The sequence below is a fragment of the Methylophaga sp. UBA2496 genome (assembly GCF_002341635.1).
Taxonomy (GTDB): Bacteria; Pseudomonadota; Gammaproteobacteria; order Nitrosococcales; family Methylophagaceae; genus Methylophaga.
Map to the genome: position 1 here is coordinate 492,995 of NZ_DDOK01000005.1, position 24,738 is coordinate 517,732.

Genomic DNA, 24,738 nt, shown 5'->3' on the forward strand with positions numbered 1-24,738 from the left:
AAAAGCAATTTCAGGTAGAATCACCGCTTCTACTGAACTCCTGTTTTTATTGGATTTTAAAATGGCTCAATACGTATACAGCATGAACCGCGTGGGCAAAATTGTGCCGCCCAAGCGCGAAATTTTAAAAGATATTTCCCTATCCTTCTTTCCTGGCGCCAAAATCGGTGTGTTAGGTTTGAATGGCTCAGGTAAATCCACCCTGCTTCGCATTATGGCAGGGGTCGATAACGACTATATCGGTGAGGCTCGGCCGATGCCTAATATGAAGGTGGGGTATCTGCCTCAGGAACCGGAACTGGATGACAGCAAAACGGTTCGCGAAATCGTTGAAGAATCGGTCTCCGATGTCAAAGCCGCTTTGGATGAACTGGATGCAATTTATGCGGCATACGCTGAGCCGGATGCGGACTTTGATGAACTGGCCAAAAAACAGGGTGAACTGGAAAACCTGATTACCGCCAAAGATGGACACAATCTGGACAATGCGTTGGAGCGTGCAGCCGATGCACTACGTTTACCGCCATGGGATGCCAAAGTGGGTGTCTTATCGGGTGGTGAACGTCGCCGTGTTGCGTTATGCCGTTTATTGCTTGATAACCCCGATATGTTATTGCTGGACGAACCTACTAACCATCTGGATGCCGAGTCCATTGCCTGGATTGAGCGTTTCCTGCAGGAATATCCGGGTACCGTTGTCGCGATTACCCATGATCGTTATTTCCTCGACAACGCCGCTGGCTGGATTCTGGAACTGGATCGGGGTCGTGGCATTCCTTATGAAGGCAACTACTCTTCCTGGCTGGAACAAAAAGATCAACGTCTGGCGCAGGAAGCCAAGCAGGAAGCCTCGCATAATAAAGCCATTCAAGCTGAACTTGAATGGGTCCGTCAGGGGGCCAAAGGGCGTCAGGCAAAATCCAAAGCCCGTTTGAAACAGTTTGAAGAAATGAATTCGCGTGAATTCCAGAAACGTAATGAAACTCAGGAAATCTATATTCCACCTGGCCCACGTTTAGGCGACAAGGTCATTGAACTGCGTAACGTCACCAAGTCGTATGGCGATAAACTGCTGTTTGAAAACCTTAATATAACCATTCCACCCGGTGCGATTGTTGGCATTATCGGGCCGAATGGTGCAGGTAAATCCACCTTGTTCCGAATGATTACCGGCGAGGAAAAACCCGATTCAGGTGAAATTGAAATTGGTAGCACAGTGCAGTTGGCCTACGTAAATCAGGCACGTGAACTGGATGGCACAAAAACAGTATTTGAAGAAATTGCTGATGGTGCCGATATGATTACTGTCGGAAATTATCAAACCCCTTCTCGTGCGTATTGTGGACGCTTTAACTTTAAGGGTTCTGATCAGCAGAAGTTCGTTAAGGATTTATCCGGCGGTGAGCGTAATCGTTTGCATATGGCCAAACTGCTTAAAGAAGGTGGCAACGTGTTATTGCTTGATGAACCGACCAATGATTTGGACATCGAAACGTTACGCGCTTTGGAAGAAGCCATTCTCTCCTTCCCGGGTTCTGCGGTAGTTATTTCGCATGATCGCTGGTTTCTGGATCGTGTTTGTTCACATATGATTGCCTATGAAGGTGATTCCAGCGTGGTGTTTTTTGAAGGTAACTATAGCGAATATGCTGAAGATTACTTCAAGCGCTTTGGTAAAGATCATCAGCCGGAACGTATCAAATACCGCCGAATGAATTAAAGTTAGGTTTTGAATGATTAACCACAGAGACACAGAGTGCACAGAGGTTTAAAACGGATTTTGTCGGGTTACGCTACGCTAACCCGACCTACCCATAAAAAAAACTTATTTAATTTCTCTGTGTACTCTGTGTCTCTGTGGTTAGATTTCAATCAACCAAAGGCTTATGCATCATTTCTGGTGTCCGTTCGGTGCCGAGAATACCGACACGGATCAGAAAGTCGCCAAAATGCTCATCTTGCTGACGTTCAGCAGCAAACTGTTCGATCATCGGTTTCAATGTTGCCAGAATAGTTTTTTCATCCACATTTTCCAGATACAAGCGATTCAATCGCTGCCCGCTGAAATCCGCGCCCAGATTCAGGTTATAGCGCCCCACGGCTTTACCGGTTAACGCAATTTCACCCAAGTAAGGTCTGGCGCAGCCATTGGGACAACCTGTAATACGAATATTAATCAGCTCATCCGGCAGACCCACATCACTCATTATCTGTTCCAGCTTACTCAGAAAAGTCGGTAAATAGCGTTCGGATTCAGCCATGGCGAGACCACAGGTGGGCAACGCCACACAGGCCATTGCATTTAGACGTAATGCCGGACGACGATCACCGATATCCAGTTGATATTGCTCAACCAATGCTTCTATCACAGGTTTTTGTGCTGGACTGATATTGGCAATAATCAGGTTTTGATTACAGGTCATGCGAAATTCGCCAGTGTGCACCTTGGCAATTTCCCTTAACGCCGTACGTAACAACAGTGTATCCGTATCGGCAACACGGCCGCTATATATGTATAAAGTCAGATGCCATTGACCATCTTCACCCTGAATCCAGCCAAACCGATCACCATTACGCACTAATTCAAACGGTCTGGCATGCGTCATCGCTTCACCCTGGTATTCGGTGAATTTATCGTTAAACCACTCAATACCATGATCATCAATGGTGTATTTAAAACGAGCATGTGCCCTGACACTGCGATCACCATAATCACGTTGAATGGCGGCAATGGTTTCGCAGGCTTTGACGATATTATCTTTAGGGACAAAACCGGCCATGGTGGCTAAGCGTGGAAAGGTTGCTGTTTCACCATAAGTCATTCCCATACCGCCACCAACAGCGACGTTGAATCCGATTAATTCATCGTTTTCAATAATGGCAATTAACGCAATATCGTTGGCCAATACATCACTGTCGTTTTCCGGTGGAATGGCGATACCAATTTTAAATTTACGCGGTAAATAACGATCACCATAGAACGGTTCTTCAGATTTTCCCGGTTGATAAACACATTGTTCGCCCAGCCAGATTTCGGCATAGGCACCGGATTGCCAGCACAAATGATCGCTGATGGCCTGGGAAATCTGATGCACTTCCGCATGCACTGAAGATTGATGTGGATTGACGTTGGTCACCACATTGCGATTCACATCACCGCAAGCACCTTTAGTATCCAAGCCCACGGCGTTGACCTGTTGCATCAAGGAACGCAGATCTTTTTTCAATACTTCATGATACTGAAAGGTCTGCCGGGTAGTGATCCGCAAAGTGCCATTGGAGCAATCATCGGCAATCGCATCCAAACCCAGCCATTGCTGCGGAGTGACAACACCCCCGGCAATACGCAGCCGAACCATAAACGAATAGAGTGGTTCGAGTTTTTGACGACGGCGCTCATCACGCAAATCCCGATGATCCTGCATATAACTGCCATGGAATTTGGTTAATTTGTTGTCATCTTCTGAAATCGCACCGGTAACAGCATCTTCCAGCCCTTCGGCAATAGTGCCGCGCAGGTAGCGACTGTCGAGTTTCAGTTGTTCTGCTTCAGGTAATTTAGTATTCATCAGTACACATCACGTTGGTAACGTTTGTCACGCGTCAATTGACGCAGGAATTCAGTAGCATCATCACGGCTTTTATTACCCTGCTGACTGATAATATCAATCAGGGCTTCATTGACATCCGGCGCCATATTATCGGCATCACCACAGACATATATGTATGCCCCTTCCTTTAGCCAGTTCCAGATTTCGATGGATTTTTCACGAAGTCGGTGCTGCACATAGATTTTCTCGGTTTGGTCACGCGAGAATGCGACGTCCAGATGGGTTAACAACCCGGATTTGCGCCAGGCCAGCCATTCCGTCTGATACAGAAAATCAGTCAGGAAATGCTGATCGCCAAAGAACAGCCAGTTAGCTCCACGAGCGCCCCGCTCTTCACGTTCCTGCATAAAACTTCTGAACGGCGCCACACCGGTACCTGGGCCAATCATAATTATCGGTGCATCATCATCGGCAGGCAATTTGAAGTTTTTGTTACCATCGATATACACCGGAATAGTGGCATCTTCGGCTAAGCGATCAGCTAACCAGCTTGAGGCTACCCCGCCCCGCTCACGGTTATGGGCGTTAAAACGAACCGTTGCCACGGTGATATGCACCTCTTCATCAACTGCAGCCTGACTGGAGGCAATCGAATATAATCTTGGCGGCAGTTTACGCAGCAATTTAATAAAGCCATTGGCATCTATGTCAGCTAATGGGTAGCTTTGTACCAAATCCAACACATCACGGCCACGGATCCATTCAGTGACGGCGGCTTTGTTTTCCATCAGTTTAGTAAGTTCATCGGACTGGGCCAGTTCAGCCCATTTTTCAACTAATGGCCGGGTTAAAACAGTAATTTCACGATGATGCATCAATGCATTGGTTAAGGTTTCTGTTTGTTCATCAAGTTCTACTGGACTGTCAGCATCAAATTCCAGCGCATCAATCAGCATCGCCACCAGGACAGGATCATTCTGAGGATAAACACCTAAAGCATCCCCCGGCTGGTATTGTAATCCAGAGCCCTCCAATGAAATTTCAATATGTCTGACCTCCTTGCTGGAGCCACGACCACTAAGAATCTGGTTCTCAAGCAATGGTGCGGGAAATGGGTTTTTACGATCATATTGAACTGATGTTTCTACCTGACTCAGCCCCGCAGAGGCTGAAGGTGGAGCTGCACTGGCCTGCATGGAGCTGGTCAGAGACTCAACAAATTCAGCAATCCATTTTTCCGCCAGATCATCGTAATCCACATCACAATCTACTCGCGGAATAACAGTGGTTGCGCCAAGTTTTTGCAGACGCTCGTCAAAATCTTTACCGGTTTGACAGAAATACTCATAACTGGAGTCACCCAGTGAAAGCACGCTGTATTGCAAACCTTTTAATCCGGGCGCTTTTCGGCTACCAAGAAACTCATATAAATCCATCGCATTATCCGGTGGCTCGCCCTCGCCGTGCGTAGAAGTTAAAACGGCCAGATATTGTTCGTTTTTGAGTTCTCGTGCCTTGTATTCAGCCATATCCCAAAGCTTGACTTCAATACCTCTGACTTTCGCTTTCTCAGCAAGTTGTCCGGCAACAGCCTCTGTATTACCCGTTTGTGAGCCATAAAGAATGGTGAGTTTGATAGTTTGATCTGATAAAGAAGGTGCTATTTCTGCAGCGACAGAACTGCTTTGGGCCGCACGATAACCGGATAAATAGCCTGAAAGCCAATCTACCTGCCAGCCTTCAAGGCCTTTAAGCAAGTTATTCAGCTGCTGCAATTGTTCATCAGTTAATGGTGCGTTTGGCAACCTGATATTCATGGTTTTGCGTTATCTCTTAAAAAATTAGCTGTAGGCACTGCACAAAATAACAAACTTTATATATAAACAGAAACTATATGTTTTTATTTCTATATAGTTTATATAAATATAAGAACAGATTATCCCATTCCATAAGTCTAATGGATGATCTGTAAATTATTGTGAAATTTTTGCCGTCACCATATCGAAAATACGATATAGAACAGCAATATGGTTACAAAACAGTCAATATCAACTGTTTGAGTGGCTTTTATGTTCGTTCAAATCGGTATCAGCGAACATATATAAGGATTGTAAATCGACATTAGCTATTGCATCGCTTGAAGCAGTACCAAATGTATATTCAATATTAAGGTGCGGACTTACACTGGCATTATAATTTTCCACTGCTGCTGCCAGGATTTCCAATTTGTTATCCAACTGTTCACAGATGCCTAAAACAACAAACTCATCATCAACCAGTCTGGCTACTAATTCTGTGTCGGTAAAGGTTTCACTCAATAATCTTGAAAAATGAATGAGTGATTCATCACCCGCCGAAATACCATGCGCCTGGATAATACGTTTGTAGTTATTGACATCAAAATAATACATTGACAGTGCTGTTTGAAGCGGTACAAAAATATTAAGCAACTTTTGTGCTCTTCGTTCAAATGCATCACGATTGATTAAGCCGGTGAGCTTATCTTCATCAAGTAACGGGTTGTAATCAATTTCATCCTCAACCATTTCTGTTAATTGCTTTAATAATGCCTTGTCCATGGCAGAAAATGTTTTAGGTACAGAATGTTTCAGACAAAGCGCGCCTAATTTCGTACCCGATGACCTGGCACGAATAGGACATCCCGCATAAAAGCGCACATGCGGAGCTTCAATCACCATATTGTTATTGGCATATTGATGATCCAGTAATGTGTCAGCAACAACAAAAATATCGTCCTGAGCAATGGTTTGATTACAAAATGCTACGGATCGTTCGGTTTGTCGTTGGCTAAAACCCTGGGACGATTTTATCCATTGCCGATTTTCATCGATCAATGAGATCATGCTCATATCCACATTAAATACCCGCGTGCAGAGCTTTGTAATGCGATCATAGCGATGCTCAGGGTCACTATCCAGAAGCCCCAGCCCCTGCAAATGCTTAATTCTATATAAATCAATGTTTTCCGAGCTTTTCCTTGACCAGTCGATAAAAGCTTCAGGCAACATTGGCCGTCCGATAAAATACCCCTGGGCCTGGTCGCAACCCATTTTTCGTAGTAATTCCAATGCTTCGTTATCTTCAATACCTTCGGCAGCCACTTGCATATTCAAGCTATGGGCAAGCTCAATAATGGCTTTGATAACCAGTCTGGATTCACGGGAATCAGCTGATGTCATTACAAAGGTTTTATCGACTTTGACTTCTGAAAAAGGCATTCGAACCAAAGCCAGCATGGACGAGAATCCTGTGCCGAAATCGTCAATCGATAACCGAAAGCCACGAAGACGCAGTCGGGTCAATATATCCAGTGACATGACCGGATCATCCATAGCGGCGGTTTCGGTTAACTCCAAAATCAACTGATCGGGCTTAATATTGTGGTCTTCACAAAGCAATTCGATTTGTTTGAATAAGGCCAGATTTTTTAGTGATACAGCAGAAATATTCACTGACAACAACAGGTCACGGTTTTGCGCGTTTAACGTAGCATCTGCTGCCTGAAGCTGCGTTAAAAAAGGTAATGCCTGTTCAAAAACCTGCAACGTTAATTGATCGATAAGATGATTCTGTTCGGCTAATGGAATAAATTTTTCCGGTGAAATAAAGCCTTTTTCCGGATGATGCCATCTTGCCAGTGCTTCAAATCCCGTTAATGCACCACTGATACAAGAGACTTTTGGCTGATAGACCATATAAATGTCGCGCGCATTTATCGCCTGTTCCAGCTCAGTTACACTGATGGTGTTTGCCTGACTTTCCTCTCGCAATTGCTGCCCAAAGGTGTTATCAGCCGTGCTGACAGACTCAGCATTAATCAAATCCCGAAATGCTTTTGGGTTGAATGGTTTGGGCAGGATTCCTAATACATTCAGACCATGCGCCCCTGCCGAACGCGCAGCCGCATGCAATAACTGCTGTCCAGCACCGCTGGTAATGATTAATTGGGCATCAACCTGCATTTGCCCTAATTTTCCCAAGACCTCGACACCATCCATATCCGGCATGATCAAATCAATAATCAGATACTGCGGCTTCCACTGATGAAAGATTTCAAGAAAACTTTGAAAATCAGAGGTGACTTTGGCTGACAGACCAATAAACTCTGCGACATTCGCTATCGCTCTTGCAGTAAGATTATTGTCATCCAGAATAAGTACTTTAAGTTCGTTCATTGTCACAGAATACACTTAATTAGTAATAGCAAATCAGCGATTAAATCAACTTGGTGATTTATTTCTCTCAATCTAATGCCTGACGTATTTTTGTGGTTAATTCATCGCGGCTGTAGGGCTTACTCAGTAACATGACTCCGGGGTCTAATCGCCCATGATGGACAATAGAGTTTTCCGTATATCCAGAGGTGAATAACACTTTTAATTGCGGCCGAATCCGCAGAGCTTTGTCTGACAGATCCCGGCCACTCATGCCTCCGGGCATGACTACGTCAGTAAACAGAAGATCGATTTTTGTATCACTCTGAATAATTTCCATGGCTTCGATACCATTTGAAGCACTTATGACCTGATAGCCCATCAGTTCCAGCTGTGAGATCACATAACTTCTGACCAAATCATCATCTTCGACAATCAAAATATGCTCTTGTCCGGTTTTTGGCTGAGTTGGCAAAACGGCAGAATTTTCCGCTGCTGTGACTTCTTCCGGGGATCTGGGCAAGTAAAGTCGAATGGTTGTTCCCTGAGCAAGTTCAGAATATACGTTGATATGCCCCAGGCTCTGCCGGGCAAAACCATACACCATTGCCAGGCCAAGTCCGGTGCCTTTCTCTTTACTTTTGGTGGTATAAAACGGTTCAAAAACTCTGTCCAGGTTTTCCGGAGCAATGCCGACACCCGTATCAGAAACGCCAATAATGACATACTCTCCAGGTGACACATCATGCTGTGAGCCATAATCTTCGGAAAGCGAAACATTCAGCGTTTCAATCAATAACCGTCCACCTGAGGGCATTGCATCTCTGGCATTCAGTGCGAGATTTAACAAGGCATTTTCCAATTGGCCAGGATCCACCTGAGCCAGCCAGAGATCCGGTTGCAGGGCCAGTTCCAGCTGAATAGCTTCTCCAATCGATCGACTCAGTAATGATTGGAAGTTTTTTAACAGTTGGTTGGCATCAATATGTTTTGGGTCCAGCGGCTGTCGTCTGGCAAATGCCAGTAAACTTTGAATTAAATCCGATCCGCGATCGGCGGCTTCCTGAATCATCTCAGATAAGCCTCGTAACCTGGACTCTGCATCAAGTGATTCAGTAATGATTTCGGCGTTGCCGACAATTACCGTCAGCAAATTATTAAAATCATGTGCTACACCACCAGTCAGTTGACCAACCGCCTCAAGGCGTTGTGACTGGCGGAGCTTCTCTTCCATCTCCAGCCGTTCGGAAATATCGGTAATGCCACCAACCATACGGATGGCATCATTCGCATCATTGTAAATGACATATCCACGATCAAGAACGTCAGCATAACTGCCATCCTGGCGCAGAAACTTATAATTATCTGACCAGCCCTGCTGATGAGTATCAATTGCTCTGTTAAGATTATTCACCACTCTGCTGCGATCATCTGGGTGTATCCGTTTTTCCCAGCCTTTCAAAGAGGGTTCTGCCTCACCTGAATAGACACCAAACAGCGTTGCAAAACTATCGCTCCACCAGAGATTGTTGGTATTAAGGTCCCAATCCCATATCGCATCATTGGTGGCTTTGGATAATAATTGAAAACGTTGTTCACTCTCGCGGATACTGGCATCAGCCACTTTTTGTCGGGTTATATCAGTGATATAACCTTCTATGGCTTGCAAATTGCCATCACTGTCGCGCACACCACTGCCCTGCTCCCAGAACCAACGTACAGCTCCATCTTTTCGGACAATGCGATATTCGACCTGAAATGGTTGGTTCTGATCGAGTGCTTTTAAGGTTTCAGCATACATCGCCTCACGATCATCCGGATGGATAATACTGGCAAAATCAATATGCTGATTACCAATAACATCTTCGGCGTTATACCCAGTCAAACGATAAAAGGCCTCACTGACATACAGCATGGTCCAGTGCTCATCACATAAACTCCGATAAGCCACTCCGGGCAGATTTCGTAATAATTGCATCAGCGATCTTTCCGCTTCAGAACGCTGTTCTTCTGCGAGCCTGGTAGCGGTAATGTTTTCGGTAATCGCAATAAGATGCAGTGGTTGACCATTGTCATCACGTTGTACGGTAATACTCAATCTTGCCCAGATTGTGTCTTTGGTTTTACTGATGAATCTTTTTTCAAGGATGCAACTGTCAGAGATCCCCAGCAGAATGTCATTGATTTTCTGTTGATTGAGGGGATTATCATCAGGAGCCGTCAGTTGCTGAAAACCAAGTTGCATGAGCTCTTCATTCGAATAACCCAGCATGTCGCAGTACGCTTGATTACATTCAAGGTGTCGACCATCAATAGTGGTAATTGCCACACCGGTAGCCGCATCCTGAAAGGCATTTCGAAAACGACTTTCACTTACCCGCAAACGCGCTTCATTTTGCTGTTTGGTAATCGCAATGGAAATAATTTTTGAAATTCGCTCGATGGTGTCCTGCTGCTCTGGTCCGGGACTTATTATCCTATTATGATAAATGGCAAAGGTAGCAATAACCTTTTGTTTTTCATTAAATATTGGATGAGACCAACAAGCCCGCAGATCATAAGCTAAAGCTAAATCCCGATAATTTTCCCATAGCGGATCGGTAGCAATGTCGGAGACAATCACCGGCTTTTTCAGAAAAGCGGCTGTTCCACAGGACCCTGCTTTGGGGCCTATCGGTTCTCCATGAATGGCTTCGTTATATTTAACGGGTAAGTGTGGAGCCGAGCCATTAAGCAAACGTTTACCTTCTTCATCTATCAGTAAAATTGATGCAATGGTGTTCGGTAAAATCTCCTCAATACCCAAAACGATCTGATCCATAATCTGATGCAAATCCATGTTGGAGGCAACAGCTTCTATCATTCTGGATTCCAGTTTTTGTATCATTTCCAGACGTTTACGCTCTGTGATATCGATCGTCATACCCAGGCGGCGTATTTCCTGGCCACTGGCATTGAAAACCGATTTTCCACATTCGGATAGCCAACGAATTTCCCCATCACTTTGCCGAATAATTCGATACTCAGCCTCATTGATACCGGCATTACTCGGTTTGGCGCTGGATAAATGCAGGTTGGCTTTATCTTCTGGCAGAATAAATTGCAGAAAGCTTTCAATTGTGCCCGGGAAGTCATCCAGTCTGATGCCGAACAGGACTGCAGTCTGTTCAGACCAAATCACCTTTTCGTTAAGCAAATCTATTTCCCAGCTACCCATATGACCAATACGCTGTGTTTCATCCATTAAGCGTAACAAGTGATCGGTATGGCTGATTTGTTGTCGGATATCAGTCAAATCCAATACGGTGCCAAACAGCTCATTTTTTTCAGGAATCCAGGTGGCCCGTTGTCGGAGGTAACGTAATTCATTGCCGGCGATTAAAATCCTGTGACACACATCAAGGTGAGTCTGATTGGTGAACGCCAGATTAAAAGCATTTTTCACATGTTGTTTATCATCTGGATGAATCAAATCCAGCATGGTCGGCAAAGTTGGTGAAAAATTCGTTTCCGATTTAGCAAAGATTTCGAATGTCTGTGGCCCCCACCATAAATGCGAAGTGGTGGTGTCAAATATCCAGTGGCCTATCAGTGTGGGGGATGCCCCTAAATCTGCAGCAATCCATTGTTGTGCCGGACCTGGCAGAACCTCGCTGGATAAAATAACCAGTAATTTATTGTCATCATCATCGAGCACGAGTGTCGCCGGATAACATTGAGCTTCACTCTGACAGATAAGCGTTAAGGGCGATTGAAATGGTGCTCTTGCTTGAAAAGCCGTTTTATCAAACTCATCAGAAAAAAAAGCCTCAAATGGCAGGCCGACAATGTCGTTTTCATCTGAGGCTTTGATTAGTCGTAAGGCTTCGGAGTTGGCTGTGAGTAATAAATTATCCTTAAAAATAAATACGGCCTGCGATTGCTGATTCATCAGCACTCTTAATAAATAGTCCTCGGCCTCAGTGTTGTTGCTCACTTTCTCGCTCGCTTGTCTATAAAGATCAGATTAAATGATATCCATCGCCACCATATAACAGAGTTAGCCCGAGCCGCCAGTGAAATTTTATCTGTTCTAAATTTTGAATTGACTGATTTGGGTTTCCAATCCGTTTGCCAATCTGGCCAGTTCCTGACTGGTCAATGTCGTTTGATTGGTACTTTCTGCATTTTCTTCGGCAACCTGAGCAATGCTGACAATATTACGATTTATTTCTTCAGCGACAGCCGACTGCTCCTCTGCAGCACTGGCAATGTGTGTATTCATATCACGAATAGAAGTGACTGACTCAGCAATGATATCCAGCGATTGCCCTGCTTTTTCTGCTTTTTCGACACTTTGATTGGCTTGTACAAGTTCTTCGTCCATAACCTGAACAGCTTTCTCAGCCTCTGTTTGTAATCGGTCAATAATTTTTTTGATTTCTTCTGTTGAATCATGACTGCGTTTGGCAAGGGTTCTAACCTCATCGGCAACCACCGCAAAACCTCGTCCCGACTCACCCGCTCTGGCTGCTTCAATTGCCGCATTCAAAGCCAATAAGTTAGTCTGTTCGGCAATCCCCTGAATCACGCCAAGAACACTGCCAATGTTCTCACTTTCCTTTTGCAGGTCTTTTATGGATATTGCGCCCATTTCAACTTGTTTAGCGAGTTGTTTAATCCCCTCAATGGCCTCAACAACCACCTGTTTGCCTGCTTTGGTTTCATCATCAGCTGTACGTGAAGCCTCTGCAGCCTGTGAAGCATAACGGGCGACTTCCTGAACGGTAGCCGCCATTTCATTCATGGCCGTGGCAACCTGTTCGCTGTCGCTTTGTTGACTCATTACGCCGCGGCTGGTTTGACCGGTGATGACCGTTAACTCTTCAGCGGCAACATTGAGTTGGCGAGAAGAGTCGAATACTTCCTGAATCAGTTGACTGAAAGCGCCCATCATCTGGTTGAACACATCCGCCATCTGCACGATTTCATCTTTGCCTTCAACATGAGCACGCTGGGTCAGATCTTTATTTTGCTGTGCCCGTTTCATTACCTCAGCCAGTAAATTTATTGGGTTAACGACGCTACGGCTGATTAATTGAGAAAGTATTACCAAGGCAGCAAGAATGACGATGATGGAGATTATCGCTTTGATAAAGATCGACTTTTCATGCATCAGGAGTTCGTCAGCGATTTGTTCGGCAGTATCATGAAGCAAATCCTGGATCTCATATACAGTCGTTCTCATTGAACCAATCTGTCCGAGATCTTCATTAAATCCAAGTTCCTCGTATGTTTTCACCAGAGTGGTAAAATCGCTGCTGTAGTTTTGCATTAAACCTGATATTTCACGTTGTTCAAAATCACTCAGGTAGCTTTGTTGCAGGTTCTGATAAAAAACCTGCAGATTTTTGTTAAATGTATCCAGATAGTTCACGTCTTTACGTAATAGAAAGTCCTTTTCATTGCGACGTAACATCAACATATCTTTTAATAAAGTATCATCCTGAAATTTGCCCAGCATTTGTTCGGCCTCATGAACCGATGCGCGTAATGTGCCATAAAGTCCATCTGTATGATTCAGGCCAATGGTTTGCTGAGTTGCTACTATTTCATTAAAACCAGCATGATATTGTTGGAGCAATTCTAATAAATGTGAGAAATTTTCAAGCTGAATATCCTCTGATTTAAGCTGTGAATCTAAATCAGAAAGCTGTTGTTTGATAATACGGTGGTTTTCGTTAAATTGCGTCTGATATTTGAGGTCGAGGCGGTTGAAAAAGTCTTTTTCATTGATCCGTAAGCTCTGCATGGTTGTTTCTGCCTGACTGCTCAGTGTGCTCGACTGACCAATCTGCACCAGTGAGTGCATACCAAAACTTAGCATTGCCGCCAGAACAACGATACCGGTAACCATAAGACCGCTTAAAAGCAACATTTTTGCTTTGACGGATAATGACTTCATGTTGCTGTGCTCCAAAGATATCGGGAAATTATCATACTGTTTTAGATAACGTCTTCCCGTATCAAAACTTTAGAAAATCACATTGAAAAAACCGTAAAAAAATGAGATCTGTTTTCAATCACAACCCGTCGTATTGTGATTGAATAAAAACAATATTAGCGACGAAAGATAAACAGCCCCTAAGGCCTTATGGCATCCGTTTCAATCAATAAACGATAGATTGATTGAGCAAACTGCTGATATCCAAGCGCATTGGGATGTACCTGATCCGCTTTTAAAGATGAATCAGTCAATATTTCACTCAGCGCAGTTGCCTGAACTGGCACTTTATTAACTTGTGCCACTTCAAGATACAGAGGCACCGGCGCCAGATTAAGACTAAATGCAGGAACAGCCACAAGTAAAACCTGGGCACCGGAACCGGTAATTTCATCAATCATCGCCTGCAAATTAGCCTGTAATTGTTGACGGCTTTGCTTGCGAAGCAAATCATTACCTCCATGACACAAAATAACCAGATCCGGTTTAGTTTCCTGAAGCAGTTGTGATAAACGTGCCCGACCAGCACTACTGATTTCACCTGGAACTCCAGAATTTATCACTGTTCTGCCGGTTAGTTCGGCTAATACTGCTGGATAACTCTGATCGGGCTGAGCACCGGTCCCAAAAGTCAGGCTATCTCCAAATGCCAGAATGACAGCGTCTTGTTTTAAGGGTTTAAGGCTGACTGAAGGCTGGTCGCAGCCAATTAATCCAAAAACAACAACAAAAATCAGCAATAATTTTTTTTGAACACCGGTAGCATCCATGATTTCAGGCAGCCTTATTAGCGGTCGGAAACAATCGATAGAAATTTTCTGTGGTGGTTGCCGCTATCTGCTCTTCTGATTCGCCACGAAGCTCGGCCAGAAAAGCAGCAACATGTTTTACATAAGCAGGTTTATTGGTCTTTCCTCGATGCGGTACCGGTGCCAGATACGGTGCGTCTGTTTCGATAAGAATCCTATCCAAAGGTAGTTTTTTGGCGACATCCTGTAATTCACGAGCGCTTTTGAACGTCACAATTCCGGATAAAGAAATATAAAAGCCAATATCCAAAGCACGTTTTGCCGTTTCCCAGTTTTCAGTAAAGCAATGAATAATGCCACCCGCATCTCTGGCATTTTCCTGTTCCAGCATCGTCATTGTGTCTTCACGTGCTTCACGGGTATGAATAATCAATGGTTTTTGCGTTTGTTTCGCTGCGGCAATGTGATAACTGAAACGTTCGCGCTGCCAGGTAAGATCACCTTTACTGCGAAAGTAATCCAGGCCTGTTTCCCCAATTGCAATAACTTTAGGGTGATTAGCCAGATCAATAAGCTGTTCCGTACTCAGGGTCGCAGCTTCATCCACATTTGGATGAACCCCAACAGTCGCTGTAAGTTGAGGATATTGTTCTGCAAGCTGGCGAACGGCTTCAATGCTATCTTTATCAATCGCAATACACAAAATATGTTCGATATTGTTTTCAGTAGCTTCTGCGACCATCGCAGCAATGCCGCCAGGTTGGTCAGCCAGTAAATTCAGGTGGCAATGTGAATCGATATACATAAATAACTCAGTTGGTGACGGCGGATACCGTCATGTTTGTCTTACATCGTGTAGGTAGCTTTATCAGACTTTAATTTGTCGACCAGATGATTTTCAATTTTGCCGCGAACGACATTCGCGCCGCCATCACCTTCGCTGAAATGTACGCCTATGCCTGCAGCCTGATTTCCTTGAGCACCTTTCGGGGTTATCCAGGCAATGGTCCCGGCAATTGGAATTTTCTCAGCCTCATCCAATAAGGTCAGCAGAATAAAAACTTCCTCGCCCATTTCATAATGTTTATTCGTGGGGATAAATAAACCACCGTTTTTGAGAAACGGCATAAAAGAATGATACAACATGTTCTGATCGCTTATTTTCAGCGAGAGGATACCTTTACGTGGATTCATACCCATAAAAAAGACTCTTTAATTATTTGCCGGTACGAGACTGCCAGTTTACTGAATTCGTATCTGAGATACGCATTACTGAAACCATAAAGTCCTCTATTAACAATGTCTTGTTGTAGTTATTTTGAGACGATATTAGCTTTATTGTATTCACTATGCAATCAACGATCTGCCAGTATTGCTGTGTTTCACTGACTTCAGCATATCCCGAATAATGGTTTTTGAGCCGGGTTTTAATCGTTGATAATAATTGGTGCATGACTTTCAAGAGATCTAACTGCTGCCATTGATTAGCAAGTTGGACGGGGTTTGTCTGTTGCAGCAGCAGCTGATCAAAATCCTGCTGAATCTGCTGATACGCCTGCCACTCATTACTTTCAAGGGCTTTAACGATAGCAAACGGGGCATCCTGGGTTAATGACGAGATTTTCTGCAGTTGCTCGACATCTGTTGAAATTCCTTCTGAATCAAGCCATTGCATCGTTATTGAGTAGTCAGGTGCCGACATATGCATTTGCTGGCAGCGGCTACGAATAGTGACAGGCAACCGATGCACTGCATCCGTAGTTAAAATCAAAATTGTATTGTTCTGAGGCTCTTCAAGCAGTTTTAATAAACTGTTGGCGGCACTATTGGTCATCGCATCAGCCGCTTCAATAACGACCGTTTTCCATTTGGCGATGCTCGGCGTCAATGACTGTTTTTCTTTCAGCGCACGGATTTGTTCTATTTTGATTGATTTACCCGCTTCTTCAACACTGATCGTCAAATGATCCGGATGATTCCCCGCCTGCATGATCTGACAGCTATGACAGACACCACAGGCGTGAAATTGATTGTCTACGTTTAAACATAAAAGGCTTTCAGCCATTTTGGCAGCAAATTGTGCTTTACCTAAGCCTGCAACACCGGTTACTAAAATGGCATGCGGCAGGCGCTGCTTATCGACTCTGACAACAACATGCTGCCAAAGTGTTTGCTGCCATGGAAAAAGCTCCGTCATAAACCTGATTTATCCACTAACTGATCAAGCTGTTGACTAAGCTGTTGTTGAATAGCAGCAATACTCTGGCTGGCATCTATTAACTTGATGCGCTCCGGCTCAGCCTCTGCGCGAGCCAAATAGCAGTTTTTCACACGTTCAAAAAAAGCCTTTTTTTCCTGTTCAAAGCGATCTTTTTGCTGCTGGCGTTGCTCAACACGTGTTTGCCCAAGCGCAACCGGTAAATCAAATAAAAATGTCACATCGGTCTGAAAGCCTTGCAAGGTCCACTCAGCCAATTGACGAATTCGCTGTTCGTCAATCCCTCTGCCCCCGCCCTGATAGGCAAAAGTGGCATCAACAAAACGATCAGACACGACCCAATCGCCGCGCTTTAACGCTGGCAGGATGACCTGTTGGATGTGTTCGGCACGCGCGGCAAACATCAGCAGTAATTCGGTATCTTCTGCCATCGCCTGATCCGTTGGCTTAAGCAGAACTTCACGGATTTTCTCTCCCAACGGAGTACCGCCCGGCTCACGTGTGACGACAACGTGTTTACCCTGATATCGTAAATAATCAGCAATAAATTGCAGCTGCGTTGATTTACCAGCACCCTCGATGCCTTCAATACTGATGAATTTTCCGTTCATTGGGTTAACCGCATATTATTCCAGTACTGCCTGACGGCACGATTATGGTCTTCAAGATTATCTGAGAAAACATGACCACCATTTTCAGCCCCCGCTACAAAATACAGACTGGTTCCTTCCGCCGGATTCATCGCTGCTTCAATAGACTCTTTACTGGGTAAACAGATTGGCGTCGGTGGCAAACCAAAACGGGTATAGGTATTGTATGGCGTATCGGTTTGCAGATCTTTTTTACGGATATTGCCATCATAACTCTCACCCATTCCATAGATAACCGTGGGGTCTGTCTGTAAACGCATACCTTTATCCAGACGTCTGACAAACACACCGGAAATTTCTGGTCGTTCTTCAGGAATGGCACTTTCTTTTTCAATAATAGAAGCCATGATCAGGACTTCATACGCCGATTCATATGGTAACTTTTCTGACATCTGTTGCCAGGCATTTTCCAGTTGGTTCTGCATTTTCTGATGCGCTCGACGTAAAAACTGTACATCCGTGGTATTGGCAGGAAAGTGATAAGTCTCAGGTAAAAACCAGCCTTCAACCCGTTCATTGTCAATAGCCAAGGCTTCGCGCACTGTTTCATTGTTCAGTTCGTTCAAAGTGATTTTGAGTTTTGGATGGGCCAGCATTTTTTCAAATAATTGATTTGCCGTCATCCCCTCGATAATAGTCAGCGAATATTGAACGACTCTGCCACTAATAAAGAGGTTTAATAAATCAGGCAACGTAGCATCAGCTTGAACCCTATACTCACCTGCTTTGATCTGCTGCGCATTACCTTGGAGTCGAGCATAGATATCCAGATAGACACTGGGAACTGGACTCAAACCACTATCGTATAAACGTTGACTGACTTTACTGATGTTATCACCGGGATTGATAGTAAAAATCGTATCATCTTCGATCAGATTCACTGGCTGATGCAGAAATCGTTGATATTCACTCCAGACTATCAAAGCAATAATCGCTATGAACACCAGTAAAAAAAGTAGTTTGATAGTTAAAGGTATTTTCATTGGTTTCTGTCTAATGAATTTAAAGCCTTCTGCAGCTTCTGGGTGATCGGACCGTGACCAAGATCCCTATTGAAGTCTGTGATATGTATAACCGGCCAGATACCCAGTAGACTGTTACAAACAAACATTTCATCAGCTGAGTTAATATCATCGATAGTCAGTGAGGTAATATGAACGGGCATCTCCAGTTTTTCAGCCAGGTTAATTAGCTGCTTACGCATAATACCAGCGATTCCACAGCTTGAAAGCTCAGTCGTGAATAATTTATTGTCCTTCACCAGAAACACATTTGACATGGTACCTTCGATTAGCCGATCTTGATAATCCAACATTAAACCTTCGGCAATCGTCTCATCCCGCCATTCATTTCGGGCAAGGATCTGTTCCAACCGGTTGAGGTGTTTGATTCCCGCTAAGCTTGGATTGATTGCTAAACGCTGATGGCAGATACGTACTTTGATGCCGGAAACATTATGAACAGGGTAAACCGGCATGGCATGGCTACTGATAATGCGGGTAGTTTGCATATCAGCTTCATAACGATAGCCTCTGCCACCTGAGCCACGAGTCAGAATAATCTTGACTACGGCATTGTGATTTAACTGCTGACAGACAGATTGAATATCTTGAATCAGTAACTGTTGTTGTTCTGCTGAAAAACCAATTTTCAGGCGATCACAACCTTCTTTTAAACGGGAAAGATGATCAGATAAAAATTCCAGTCCACCATGACGATAGGCGATGGTTTCAAATAAACCATCGCCATATTGCAAGCCACGATCCGCGACATCGATTCTGTTTTCGGGTTGGCCGTTAATCAGAATCATGTCGTGTCAACTAACTGAGTTTTTTGAAAATAACAGTACCGTTGGTGCCGCCAAAACCAAATGAATTCGACATGGCAATATCAATAGTCATTTGTCTGGCAGTATGTGGTACATAATCCAGATCACAAGCGTCATCCGGGTTGTCCAGATTGATAGTGGGGGGTGCCACCTGATCGCGAATCGCCAGAATACTGAATACCGCTTCTACGCCTCCGGCCGCGCCTAATAAGTGACCAATCATGGATTTGGTTGAACTGACAGCTACCTTTTGTGCTGAATGGCCCAAAGCGGTTTTAATCGCTTGGGTTTCAGCCACATCACCAGCAGGTGTTGATGTGCCATGAGCATTTATATAACTGATGTCTTCCGGGTTGATGGCTGCATCATTCATTGCATTTACCATGCAACGTGCTGCCCCCTCTCCGCCCTGTGACGGCATGGTCATGTGATAGGCATCACTGCTCATACCTGAGCCGACTAATTCAGCATAAATCGTTGCGCCCCGCTTTTTAGCATGCTCATATTCTTCTAATACGAGCACACCAGCACCATCACCCAGGACAAACCCGTCACGATCTTTATCCCACGGACGACTTGCAGCAAGTGGATCATCATTACGTGTTGATAAGGCACGCGCTGCAGCAAAACCACCTAAACCGGTTTTCGATGTAGCCATTTCGGCACCACCGGCGATCATCACATCAGCATCACCATACTGAATCATGCGACCAGCAGCCGAAATACAATGTGTGCCAGTAGAACAGGCAGTAACAATGGCGGTATTAGGACCTTTCATGCCATACATGATCGACAAATTACCGGAGATCATGTTGATAATGTTACTAGGCACAAAGAAAGGCGAAATTTTACGTGGACCACCATTCAGAAAACTGTCATAGCCGGCCTCGATACCAGGCAAGCCGCCAATACCCGAACCAATAACAACACCAATACGCTCAGCATTGGCATCAGTCACTTCGAGACCAGCATCTTTAATTGCTTCCACTGCGGCTGCAATGCCGTAGTGAATGAAAGTATCCATTTTCTTGGCGTCTTTACGAGAAATAACTGTCTCAACATCAAAGTCTTTGACGCTAGCACCAAAACGAACTGGAAAATCAGTTACATCAAATGATGTGATTGGTGCCACACCACTTTTGCCTGCCAGGATGTTATCCCAGCTTTCTGCCACCGATAAACCGACCGGTGTTACCGCGCCCAGCCCGGTAACCACAACGCGTCTTTTAGACATCAGCTTTCCTCTTGCGAATCTTCTCTATAGATACAACGTAGCCGCCTAGCATGACTTGCACGCTAGACGGCTACATCTGAAGCAATCTGTAATATTAAGACTGTACAGAATTAATATAAGCGACAGCTTCTTTTACTGTGGTGATCTTTTCAGCTTCTTCATCAGGAATTTCACATTCAAATGCTTCTTCCAGTGCCATAACCAGCTCAACAGTGTCCAGCGAGTCAGCACCCAGATCATCAATAAATGAAGCATCGGCAGTTACTTCATCGGCGTTTACACCCAATTGTTCGACAACAATTTCTTTTACTCGAGCTTCAATATCACTCATAACATCTGTTTCCTTTGGTGGTTAAGTACAAACAACGTGCTGGCATTTTATAGTGCGAGCACTGCGGAGACAAGCTGGAAGCCTTGTCCGAAAATATCTCCACAATAAAAAAACCTGAGTCTCTGCAGATTCAGGCCCTCAATTCATATACATGCCGCCGTTTACATGCAGCGTTTCGCCGGTAATATATCCTGCTAAAGGACTGGCCAAAAAGCTGACAGCAGCGGCAATTTCTTCTGCCTCACCGAGGCGTTTGATCGGAACCTGTTCCAGTAACGCTGTTTTATGCGCTTCTGGCAGACCACTGGTCATATCGGTATCAATAAACCCTGGCGCAACACTGTTTACAGTAATACCGCGTGCCCCGACTTCACGAGCCAAAGATTTGCTAAAGCCAATCACACCCGCTTTAGCTGCGGCATAATTAGTTTGACCAGCATTCCCCATCACACCAACAACGGAGGTGATATTAATAATTCGGCCCCAACGGGCTTTGGTCATCGCGCGGACGCAGCGTTTACTCAGTTTAAAAATAGGTGTGAGATTGGTATTGATAATATCGTCCCATTCTTCATCTTTCATGCGCATCAGTAAATTATCACGGGTAATTCCGGCGTTATTGACCAGAATATCCGGCGCAGAAAATTCTGTTTCAATCGCTGTGACGGCCTCATCAATCGCATTATCCTGCGTGACATTCAATACCATGCCTTTGCCCTGAATGCCTGCTGATTGCAAATATTCACTGATGGCAGCGGCGCCATTTTCTGAGGTGGCGGTGCCGATAACCGTTGCACCCTGCTCGCCCAGACTCAACGCAATGGCACGTCCGATACCACGGGTGGCCCCCGTTACCAAAGCAACTTTACCTTGTAGGCTCATGATTATTCTCCTAACGCTTCTTGAGTTTTCTGCAGAGTTACTGAATCAAATACCGGTAAAGCCTGCAAAGATTTATCGATACGTTTGCTCAGGCCAGCCAGGACTTTCCCCGGTCCACATTCAACCAGCGTATCCACACCCTGTGCAGCAAGCCATTCGACCGTTTCAACCCAACGAACCGGATTGTATAACTGTTGTGCTAATAATTGACGAATTTCATCAGGATCGGCAGTTGTGCTCACACTTGTATTATGAATTACAGGAATTTGGGGAGCTTGAAGAGTGACGGATTCCAGCTCTGTAAGTAATTCTTCAGCAGCCGGACGCATCAAAGCACAATGCGAGGGTACGCTGACAGGTAATAGCAGAGCACGTTTTGCGCCTTTTTCAGTCGCAATTTCAACAGCTTTATCAACGGCAGATTTGGTTCCGGCAATCACTACCTGGCCCGGTGAGTTAAAATTAACCGCTTCAACGACGCCTATATCACAGGCTTTCTGACAGACAGCTTTGACGACATCATCGTCCAGACCAAGTATAGCCGCCATAGCGCCCTCACCTGAAGGAACGGCCTGTTGCATCAATTGACCGCGTTTTTCGACCAGCTTAATGGCTGTTTTAAAATCCAGAGCCTGTGCTGCTACCAGTGCAGTATATTCACCCAGGCTATGACCTGCCAGATAAGCTGGCTTATACTGGCTCGTCGCCTCCCAGCAACGCCAGACAGCAATACCGGCGGCCAGCATGGCTGGTTGGGTTTTATCAGTTTGATTTAATTCAGTTTCAGGTCCGTTTTGAACAAGTGACCATAAATCATAACCAAGGGCCTCACTGGCCTCTGAAAATGTTTGCTGAACTTGCGGAAACCTTTCAGACAACTCGGCTAACATGGATACTGATTGAGAACCCTGACCGGGAAAGACAAAAGCTGAATGCATTGCTAAAAACACCTCAGATTAATATTTGATGAGCGCAGAGCCCCAGGTAAACCCACCACCAAACGCTTCAAACAACAATGTTTCGCCGCGCTTGATACGACCATCACGCACGGCTACATCTAAAGCCAGTGGAATAGATGCCGCAGAGGTATTACCATGGTCTTGAACGGTAACGACAACACTGTCCATGGACATGCTCAATTTTTTGGCTGTCGCCGCAATAATTCGGATGTTCGCCTGATGCGGGATCAGCCAATCAATATCGTGTTTATCTAATTGATTAGCTTCAAGTGTTTCGTCGACGATCTTACTAAGGGTTTTGACGGCCACCTTGAAAACTTCATTGCCTTGCATTTCGATATAAGCTGGATCTTCGGTTATAGCACTGCCTGGCCCGGTCGGCACATGTAACAGATTATTAAAGCTGCCATCGCAGTGGATATGTGTAGACAGTACACCAGGCTCAACAGAAGCCTGAAGCACGACGGCACCCGCTCCATCACCAAATAACACACAGGTATTGCGGTCAGTCCAGTCGACTATGCGCGACAAGGTTTCTGCTCCAATAACCAGTACATTTTTAGCACTGCCTGACTTAATAAACTTGTCGGCAATAGTTAATGCGTAAACAAAACCCGTGCAAACGGCCTGAATATCAAACGCTGGACAGCCATGAATCCCCAGCCGTTGCTGAACCAGTGCTGCGGTGCTTGGAAAAATGCGTGTCGGAGTTGTTGTTGCGACAATAATCATGTCAATGTCGCGAGACTTTAATCCTGCAGAAGAGATGGCATTTTTGGCAGCAAAGTACGCTAAATCAGTTGTGGTTTCGTCAGTGGCAGCAATATGTCTTTTTTTTATACCGGTACGATCGGTAATCCACTCATCACTGGTTTCAACCATTGATTCTAAATCAATGTTTGTCAGAAATTTTTCCGGTAAATAGCTGCCCGTCCCGGCAATTCTGGAATAAATCACAATACTTGTTCCTCTAGAAGAGTTTCAAGATGTCTAGTGATATTCTTCGGTACGTCTTTTCTGGCTTCAAGAATGGCAATATTTATCGCATTGGCGAACGCAAACGCGTCAGCACCACCATGACTTTTGATCACGATGCCTTGTAAACCAATCAAATTGGCTCCGTTAAATGCTCGAGGATCGAGTTCTTTACTGAAATGTTTCAAAACCGGATAGGCAATCAAACCGGCAATTTTAGTGAAAATATTACGACTAAATGCCTGACGCAGATAATGACGAATCATATGCGCGACGCCTTCACTGGCTTTTAACGCCACATTACCAACAAACCCATCACAGACCAGTACATCAACTTCGCCATGGTAAAGACCATCACCTTCAACATAACCATAATAATTCAAGTCTGTTTTAGCCAATAAACGAGCCGCTTCTTTTACCCGTTCATTACCTTTAATTTCTTCAGCACCAACATTAAGCAGGCCCACTGTCGGATTTGGTTTTCCATCAATCAACTCGGCCAACACGGAGCCCATTAATGCAAATTGCACCAGATGTTCGGCTGTGGAGTCCACATTGGCCCCAAGATCGAGAACATAGGTGTGTCCACGCATGGTGGGCAATGCTGTAATGATGGCTGGACGTTCAATTCCTGGCAGGGTTTTTAATACAAAACGTGCCGTTGCCATCAATGCGCCGGTATTGCCGGCACTGATACAGGCAGCAGCCTGCCCTTCTTTTACAAGATTTATGGCCACCCGCATTGAAGAATCTTTTTTACCGCGAAGTGCTGATGAAGGGGCTTCATCCATGCCAACCGTTTGAGAAGCATGGTGAATTTTAATCCGGTGCTTGTCAGCAAACTGATGTTTGGCTAACTCTGCTGATATGGTGGCTTCATCGCCCACCAGAATCAGTTCTACATCGGTATGCCTTTCCAGCGTTGATATGGCAGCGGGGATCACGACTTGTGGTCCGTGATCCCCGCCCATAGCGTCGATCGAAATTGTTAAAGTCAATTTCTGTTAAGCCTTATTCACTCTTGTCAGCGATGACTTTACGGCCACGATAGTAACCGTCAGCGGTTACATGATGACGACGGTGTAATTCACCTGAAGTTGAATCAACAGATAATGTTGACTCTGTCAATGCATCATGTGAACGACGCATGCCGCGACGTGAAGGACTCTTTTTACTCTTTTGAACAGCCATGGCTTAAACTCC

The 24,738-nt window shown here is 44.8% G+C and carries 20 protein-coding genes; 1 reads left to right on the top strand and 19 read right to left on the bottom strand.

Translation table 11 applies throughout. The features are described 5' to 3' along the window. The first annotated feature begins 61 nt into the window (after positions 1-61). Positions 62-1,720 carry an energy-dependent translational throttle protein EttA gene (ettA, locus tag B2W60_RS09435; protein ID WP_292359415.1) on the top strand — a complete coding sequence of 553 codons (1,659 nt, stop codon included), beginning with the start codon at positions 62-64 and terminating at the stop codon, positions 1,718-1,720. 148 nt (positions 1,721-1,868) lie between these two features. Here the strand turns inward: ettA and B2W60_RS09440 are convergent, their stop codons facing one another. The 19 genes from B2W60_RS09440 to rpmF all read right to left on the bottom strand — a co-directional run bounded on the left by B2W60_RS09440 (position 1,869) and on the right by rpmF (position 24,726). Next, the gene (locus B2W60_RS09440) at positions 1,869-3,569 is read right to left on the bottom strand and encodes an NADPH-dependent assimilatory sulfite reductase hemoprotein subunit (RefSeq protein ID WP_292359413.1); all 1,701 of its coding nucleotides are present in this window, start codon (positions 3,567-3,569) and stop codon (positions 1,869-1,871) included. Continuing rightward, positions 3,569-5,368: an assimilatory sulfite reductase (NADPH) flavoprotein subunit gene (locus B2W60_RS09445; protein ID WP_292359411.1), complete on the bottom strand. Its 1,800-nt coding sequence runs from the start codon at positions 5,366-5,368 to the stop codon at positions 3,569-3,571. The genes B2W60_RS09440 and B2W60_RS09445 overlap by 1 nt, the downstream gene beginning before the upstream one ends. Positions 5,369-5,599: 231 nt before the next feature. Next, positions 5,600-7,747, bottom strand: coding sequence for an EAL domain-containing protein (locus B2W60_RS09450; protein ID WP_292360222.1), 2,148 nt, complete (start codon positions 7,745-7,747; stop codon positions 5,600-5,602). A 67-nt stretch (positions 7,748-7,814) separates the two neighbouring features. Then, entirely contained in the window at positions 7,815-11,657 is a 3,843-nt protein-coding gene (locus B2W60_RS09455) for a PAS domain-containing protein (protein ID WP_292359409.1), read from the bottom strand. A gap of 141 nt (positions 11,658-11,798) precedes the next feature. Continuing rightward, a complete protein-coding gene (locus B2W60_RS09460; protein WP_292359408.1) occupies positions 11,799-13,670 on the bottom strand; it encodes a methyl-accepting chemotaxis protein in 1,872 nt (623 codons plus the stop codon). Between the two features lie 179 nt (positions 13,671-13,849). Then, the gene (locus B2W60_RS09465; protein ID WP_292359406.1) at positions 13,850-14,479 is read right to left on the bottom strand and encodes a GDSL-type esterase/lipase family protein; all 630 of its coding nucleotides are present in this window, start codon (positions 14,477-14,479) and stop codon (positions 13,850-13,852) included. Positions 14,480-14,483: 4 nt separating this feature from the next. Next, on the bottom strand, positions 14,484-15,263 hold the full coding sequence (locus B2W60_RS09470; RefSeq protein ID WP_292359404.1) for a TatD family hydrolase: 780 nt from the start codon (positions 15,261-15,263) through the stop codon (positions 14,484-14,486). 41 nt (positions 15,264-15,304) lie between these two features. Further along, positions 15,305-15,658: a PilZ domain-containing protein gene (locus tag B2W60_RS09475; protein WP_292359402.1), complete on the bottom strand. Its 354-nt coding sequence runs from the start codon at positions 15,656-15,658 to the stop codon at positions 15,305-15,307. A 16-nt stretch (positions 15,659-15,674) separates the two neighbouring features. After that, on the bottom strand, positions 15,675-16,655 hold the full coding sequence (gene holB / locus B2W60_RS09480; RefSeq protein ID WP_292359401.1) for a DNA polymerase III subunit delta': 981 nt from the start codon (positions 16,653-16,655) through the stop codon (positions 15,675-15,677). Further along, positions 16,652-17,287 (bottom strand): dTMP kinase, encoded by a 636-nt coding sequence (gene tmk / locus B2W60_RS09485; protein ID WP_292359399.1) that lies wholly within the window; start codon positions 17,285-17,287, stop codon positions 16,652-16,654. Before tmk ends, holB begins: the two co-directional genes overlap by 4 nt. Beyond that, the gene (gene mltG, locus B2W60_RS09490) at positions 17,284-18,309 is read right to left on the bottom strand and encodes an endolytic transglycosylase MltG (protein ID WP_292359397.1); all 1,026 of its coding nucleotides are present in this window, start codon (positions 18,307-18,309) and stop codon (positions 17,284-17,286) included. The genes tmk and mltG overlap by 4 nt, the downstream gene beginning before the upstream one ends. Next, the gene (gene pabC / locus B2W60_RS09495; protein WP_292359395.1) at positions 18,306-19,136 is read right to left on the bottom strand and encodes an aminodeoxychorismate lyase; all 831 of its coding nucleotides are present in this window, start codon (positions 19,134-19,136) and stop codon (positions 18,306-18,308) included. The genes mltG and pabC overlap by 4 nt, the downstream gene beginning before the upstream one ends. A gap of 10 nt (positions 19,137-19,146) precedes the next feature. Continuing rightward, on the bottom strand, positions 19,147-20,388 hold the full coding sequence (gene fabF / locus B2W60_RS09500; protein ID WP_292359394.1) for a beta-ketoacyl-ACP synthase II: 1,242 nt from the start codon (positions 20,386-20,388) through the stop codon (positions 19,147-19,149). Positions 20,389-20,482: 94 nt separating this feature from the next. Continuing rightward, on the bottom strand, positions 20,483-20,719 hold the full coding sequence (gene acpP / locus B2W60_RS09505; RefSeq protein WP_014707198.1) for an acyl carrier protein: 237 nt from the start codon (positions 20,717-20,719) through the stop codon (positions 20,483-20,485). Between the two features lie 138 nt (positions 20,720-20,857). Continuing rightward, positions 20,858-21,601 (bottom strand): 3-oxoacyl-ACP reductase FabG, encoded by a 744-nt coding sequence (gene fabG / locus B2W60_RS09510; RefSeq protein WP_292359392.1) that lies wholly within the window; start codon positions 21,599-21,601, stop codon positions 20,858-20,860. Between the two features lie 2 nt (positions 21,602-21,603). Next, positions 21,604-22,539, bottom strand: coding sequence for an ACP S-malonyltransferase (gene fabD, locus B2W60_RS09515; protein ID WP_292359391.1), 936 nt, complete (start codon positions 22,537-22,539; stop codon positions 21,604-21,606). A gap of 18 nt (positions 22,540-22,557) precedes the next feature. After that, entirely contained in the window at positions 22,558-23,517 is a 960-nt protein-coding gene (locus B2W60_RS09520) for a beta-ketoacyl-ACP synthase III (protein WP_292359389.1), read from the bottom strand. Next, entirely contained in the window at positions 23,514-24,533 is a 1,020-nt protein-coding gene (plsX, locus tag B2W60_RS09525) for a phosphate acyltransferase PlsX (protein WP_292359387.1), read from the bottom strand. The genes B2W60_RS09520 and plsX overlap by 4 nt, the downstream gene beginning before the upstream one ends. Before the next feature lie 13 nt (positions 24,534-24,546). Then, complete coding sequence (gene rpmF, locus B2W60_RS09530; protein ID WP_069295354.1) at positions 24,547-24,726, bottom strand: 50S ribosomal protein L32; 180 nt, start codon at positions 24,724-24,726, stop codon at positions 24,547-24,549. Positions 24,727-24,738 lie beyond the last annotated feature (12 nt).